Raw genomic sequence first — 5,242 nt, 5'->3', positions numbered from 1 at the left:
TGGTCTCCGCCTTGATGACCGACCAGGTCATTGACCTTCTTGAACCCGTCGAGGTCGATCGAAAAAATCGTCGCAATCGGCAGACGGGGGGCCTCGTCATTCGAGGGAGCTTGTAAAATTTCGAATTTTTCGAAGGCGTACCGGTTTGGGAGCCGTGTTAGATGATCATGTGTGGCGATCCAATGTGCCCGTCGGGCATGTTCGTGCTGTCGCTGCATCTCTTTGCGTAGATCGAAGATCCGCAACAGTGAATAGACGAAACTCGCAAGCCCGACGATAAACACGCTGAGAACCAGGATGTCGATCGTAGGGACACTAAGACTTCGAAAGATATTGAAGATCTGAATGTGCCAGCCGTATCCGACGCTCCACAGAATCAGCGCGCTCGCAATCAACGCAAGGAGTTGCTTTCCCGCTCTGCTCTCGAAAAACTCAGGCACTGAACTTTCTCCATGGCCGCGCATCAACTCGATCAGTTATGACCGTGACGATGCCGGCGATTTTCCACGTATTGGTAATTCCTATCAGCTAAATCCGCATTTCCGCCAAGCATAAGCGCACGGCGAACATTCCATCCGTTTAGGAAAAGCGCTTCATCGGCCGATCCCAGGAGATCCTTCTTTCCGCGGATGCCGCCTGCGTTCAGCGTCGTTATTCCGATGCTCACTGTTCACCCGTCCGCCTTTCACTGCCCACATGCTCGATGTCCATGCTCAGCACCTACAAAGAAGTCTTGCGACTGAAAGAGCTGAAGCGCTGACGCATTGGGGAATGATGACGGCAATCTCCTCGCCGCCGTACCGTGCAACCACACTGCGAGGAGAGGACGCCATGATCTCGGCTAGAACGCGCGACCCAGTTTCCTATCGCTCTCTAGCCGGGCGACGCAGCCCTGGATCTTCGCCATGAGCAAATCGAAATCAACTGGCTTGGTAAGGTAGTCCGCCGCTCCAGCCTTAAGAGCTGTGACCATGTTGTCCTTGTCGCTCAGCGCTGTCAGGAAGATGAAAGGAATGTTGGCCAGTTGCTCGTGGTTCATCTGTACTTCGGCGAATAGCTGATGGCCATTCATTTCGGGCATGGTGATGTCGCACACGACGATATCGGGCCATTTGCCGATGATCAGTTCGAGTGCCTGCTTTCCGTTGCTGGCTTCGAGCGTAGTAAAGCCGGCTTCGCTGATCTCTTCGACCAGAAGGTTGCGGATGTCGTCTTCATCTTCGACGCAAAGGATGGTGATCATAGGCTTATCCTGCTTTCGCTTCGCCGCACTCAGCGGCGGTGAGCATTGGATTGGTGATAGGAAGAGTTACGGTAAACGTGGACCCTCTGGCCTTCCGGCTTTCGAGCGAAATATTCCCCTTATGTGCCTCAACGATCTGTTTCACGAGGTTTAGGCCAATTCCCGTCCCCGCAATCCCGGTCGAACTTCTGGCGCGGAAGTAACGCTGGAACATTTTTGGCAAGTCGTCGGCATCAATACCGACCCCTGTGTCCGCCACAGTGACGCATGCGCTGCCCGCGTCTGAATACCCGGTTATGTAGATGTCCGGCGAAACCGGCGCGTACTTCACGGCGTTTGAGATGAGGTTTGAAAACACCTGTTCCATTGCCACCGTATCAGCAACCACGACGGGTGGGAGATTGTTAAGTTCCAGGTGGAAGCGGTGAGTAGCGGCGATGGATTGCTGCCGTGCGACGCACCGCTCGATAACCTCTCTCAAGGAACAGGGGCGGAATTCGTATGTCATGTTCCCGTGTTCGATGCGGCCCGCCGAGAGGAAGCTCTCCATAAGGTCCACCATCCGCGAAACGGCGCCGCGGATCAGCCCAGCCTTTTCTTCAACGAACTCGCTCGTGACGGCATGCCTGCGCCGCTGGAGCCGCTGGGCCGCACCGTCGATGATGGCGAGCGGCGTTCGGAACTCATGGGAGGTCATCGTTACGAACTGGCGCTGCAGCTCGTTGATGTGACGTTCCTGGTCGAGTAGTCTCCTGAGTTCCTCGGCCTGCCGTTCGATTTCTTCGGTTCGAAGCGAAACCAGCTCCTCAAGTGTTTCCTTGTGTCTGAGGAGTGCCTGCTCGGCTCGTCTGTTTATCGTGACGTCGAGATAGGTCAACACACTTCCACCCCCGGGCTTTGGCGCCGATCGCATTTCTATGACGAGACCCGTCCCGACCTCGCGATCGAAACGATGCTCCTCGAAGCGCCGGACATGGCTGAGGCGCTCGCGCACCTTTTCTTCGGGATCGCCTGGGCCATATTCGCCCCGGTGTGCGTTGTATCTGAACACGCCTTCGAGGTTCGAGCCGGCGGGAAACATGTCTTCCGACAGATCCAGCAGCTCATAGAATTTTCGGTTGGTCACCAGCATAGTAAGGTCGTTGTCGAGTACGCAGATACCGCCAGGAAAGTTGTCGATCGTGGCGTGCAATAGGCCCGTCGCATCTTCACGACTGTCGTTTTCTCTGGCTTCGTACACATTCGACATCAACTCATCCTAAATTAGCGCACGGTCAGATTGCCGCAGGACGGAATGCAACTCCCGTCATCGTTGTAATCACCAGATGTTAGTTGTGTATTAAAATCAGGGCAGCAACTTTAGGGATACGATTGGGGAGTGGCATAATCTGTAAGGAGTGCCGTCTTGCATGAAGCACAATCACGAGGCCCGGTCTTGGGCACAGTTTGCGAACTCATTGGCAACCTTTCGGCGTCAACGTTCTCAAGACGAAGTGACCGAGTCCTGAATGCGGCCGCCATAGGAACCTCTCACCATCAGTTGCCAATTGCTGGCAACGTTTTCAAACCGCGTCTTGAATCACCATCGGCGTGCTCCGAAATTGATTGTCACGGTTGCTCGTTGAGGATCTAACGCTGGAGCGCTGTCTTAGGCGCTCCTGTACCCCTGTTGCTTCAAGTAGGACATGGCTATGCGAGGCATCAGTCAAAAACTTTACCAAAACTCCAGAATGGGTCGGAGCACGACCCTTTGTGGGTGTATGCTGTTTCACAATCATATCATACGTTGTATCGTGGAATGGCAGGTGGTCCGGTGGGATTCGTCAGAAGTGTAAGGGAGCATACCGTCGATGAACTTCGCCAGCCCTATTCATTCCTCGCAACCTCTGATTTTTCTTGCCGGGGCCTATGAGGAAGTATCGCCAGTCGCCCTCAGCCTTCGAGAAATAGGATGTTCATGCGTTTGCTCTCCAGATTACCGGACCTTTGAGCAACATGTCCGATTGCTAAAGCCGGACCTCCTGTTGCTGGATAGCGGTATCTACGGGGATTTCTTCGGTGATGCAAAGCGTCGCGACGAGATCCAGTCTATTCCAGCGATTCATCTCGTCTCCACAGCCGCCGACAGGGCGCCGGCATTTGCCGCGGGTGCAGTGGACTGTGTCATCAAGCCTGTACTGACCGAAGAACTGATGGCGCGTGTGCAGGCCCGTCTCGAGTTGACGCAGACGCAGAAACAGCTTGCCCAGCGCAACATGCAATTCACCACCATACTGGAAAGCATCGGTCAGGGCGCCTGTTTGTTCGACGCGGACCAGCGGTTGGTACTGTCCAATCGCTGTTATGCCGAGGTGTATGGCCTGGCTCCGGAGATGATCAAGCCCGGAATGACTTTGAGTGCTATAGCCGAGTTGCGTTATTCCGTCGGCGCTGGTCCCGTCGTGGCGTCCGACGAGTTTCTGGCTTGGTGCGACTCGATCAATTCCAGGTCTTCGCCGCAGGACTGGTCGATGGAGTTGACGTCGGGCAAAGTCATTCGCGTTCATCATGAACGAACATCCGACGGCGGATGGGTTTCTACGCACGAGGATATTACCGAGCACCGAACCGCCGAACGCCAGATAGCGCATCTGGCGCTGCATGATCCGCTAACCGATCTGCCCAACCGCGCCGCACTGAAGCAGAAACTCGAGGCATTGCTCGAACAGCATCGCACGCAAGGGTCACAGTTTGCGGTACTGTGTCTCGACCTGGACCGTTTCAAGGAGGTCAACGACGTCTTCGGCCACAATGTCGGAGACCTGGTTTTATGCCTGGCAGCCAAGCGTTTAAAAGCAGTCGCGGCGGGTGCCTTCGTCGCACGCTTGGGCGGTGACGAGTTCATGGTTTTGGTTGAAGCTGATGCCAGCTCCGTAGCACAGCTCGCCGATCTGATTATCACCGTTCTGAGCGAGGATGYCGAGATTGAGGGGACCCGGATCCGAATGGGTACGAGCCTTGGCGTCGCRGTCTTTCCAGCCGATGGCGACAGTGCCGCCGACCTGATGGGCAACGCCGACGCCGCTCTCTATCGCGCCAAGGCTGACGGACGTGGCGCCGCCCGATTTTTCGAACCGCAAATGGATAAGTGGTTGCGAGAACGGCGAGCATTGCAGCGTGACCTGCAGGCTGCAATTTCGCAACAGCAATTGTCGATCTTTTATCAGCCACAGGCTAACATCGGCGGGGATGTCACTGGCTTCGAGGCCTTGCTACGGTGGAATCATCCGATCCGCGGCACTATTCCACCGTCCGTCTTTATTCCGATTGCGGAAGAGAGCAGCCTGATGCTCGAGATCGGCGAGTGGGTGTTGCGTGAGGCCTGTCGCGAGGCAGCCTCGTGGCCGCGGAAGCTTTCGGTCGCCGTCAACCTCTCTCCGGTGCAATTTAAGCATGGCGACCTGACCGGCCTTGTAAAGTCAGTCCTGATTGAAACCGGACTTGAGCCMGAACGGTTGGAGCTCGAGATCACCGAAGGTGTTTTGATCGATGACCATGAACGAGCCATTTCGACGTTGGGGCACCTCAAGGCGCTGGGTGTACGCATCGCCATGGATGATTTCGGAACCGGCTATTCATCCCTGTCCTATCTGCAATCCTTTCCCTTCGATAAGATCAAGATTGACCAGTCTTTTGTGCGTAACATCGGGCTTTCCCAGTCTTCGGCGATCATACGGGCGGTGATTGGACTCGGGCGCGGGCTGGATCTACCGATTATCGCCGAAGGCGTGGAAACAACGGATCAACTGGTGTTCCTAACCCGTGAGGCGTGCGATCAAGTGCAGGGCTACCTGGTGGGCCGCCCCCGTCCGATTTCCGACTATGCCAAGCATGTCGGACGAGCGGACGCGCCGCCAGTATCCATTCCTGCCGAAATGTCCCGTCATTCGGTCGCAAGCCGCCACAGCTCAGGCGGGAGCTCGCCGTTGTAACCAATGAAGGATTCGGCCAGATCCTGAC

At 55.8% G+C, this 5,242-nt stretch carries 5 protein-coding genes; 1 reads left to right on the top strand and 4 read right to left on the bottom strand.

Annotated features, from left to right (window positions below; all coding sequences use genetic code 11):
* The 4 genes from AC1D17_RS27615 to AC1D17_RS27600 form a co-directional block, all read right to left on the bottom strand.
* Positions 1-440: diguanylate cyclase domain-containing protein (locus AC1D17_RS27615; protein ID WP_477568433.1), on the bottom strand; the 440-nt coding region annotated here is incomplete at its 3' end.
* A gap of 273 nt (positions 441-713) precedes the next feature.
* Positions 714-833 carry a nucleotidyl cyclase domain-containing protein gene (locus tag AC1D17_RS27610; protein ID WP_112840504.1) on the bottom strand — a complete coding sequence of 40 codons (120 nt, stop codon included), beginning with the start codon at positions 831-833 and terminating at the stop codon, positions 714-716.
* An 8-nt stretch (positions 834-841) separates the two neighbouring features.
* Entirely contained in the window at positions 842-1,243 is a 402-nt protein-coding gene (locus AC1D17_RS27605; protein WP_112840505.1) for a response regulator, read from the bottom strand.
* 4 nt (positions 1,244-1,247) lie between these two features.
* Positions 1,248-2,492, bottom strand: a complete 1,245-nt coding sequence (locus AC1D17_RS27600; RefSeq protein WP_112840506.1) for a sensor histidine kinase — start codon at positions 2,490-2,492, stop codon at positions 1,248-1,250.
* 928 nt (positions 2,493-3,420) lie between these two features.
* On the opposite strand from AC1D17_RS27600, the gene AC1D17_RS27595 reads away from it, so the two are divergent.
* Positions 3,421-5,214 carry a putative bifunctional diguanylate cyclase/phosphodiesterase gene (locus AC1D17_RS27595; protein ID WP_477568434.1) on the top strand — a complete coding sequence of 598 codons (1,794 nt, stop codon included), beginning with the start codon at positions 3,421-3,423 and terminating at the stop codon, positions 5,212-5,214.
* Positions 5,215-5,242 lie beyond the last annotated feature (28 nt).

Source organism: Pararhizobium sp. P1_E7, from assembly GCF_056405855.1.
This window is presented reverse-complemented; position numbering and strand designations above follow the sequence as displayed.

Coding starts and splice junctions, on each gene's coding strand:
- AC1D17_RS27610 (WP_112840504.1), bottom strand. CDS start 833: ATGGCGTCCTCTCCTCGCAGTGTGGTTGCACGGTACGGCGGCGAGGAG.
- AC1D17_RS27605 (WP_112840505.1), bottom strand. CDS start 1,243: ATGATCACCATCCTTTGCGTCGAAGATGAAGACGACATCCGCAACCTT.
- AC1D17_RS27600 (WP_112840506.1), bottom strand. CDS start 2,492: ATGTCGAATGTGTACGAAGCCAGAGAAAACGACAGTCGTGAAGATGCG.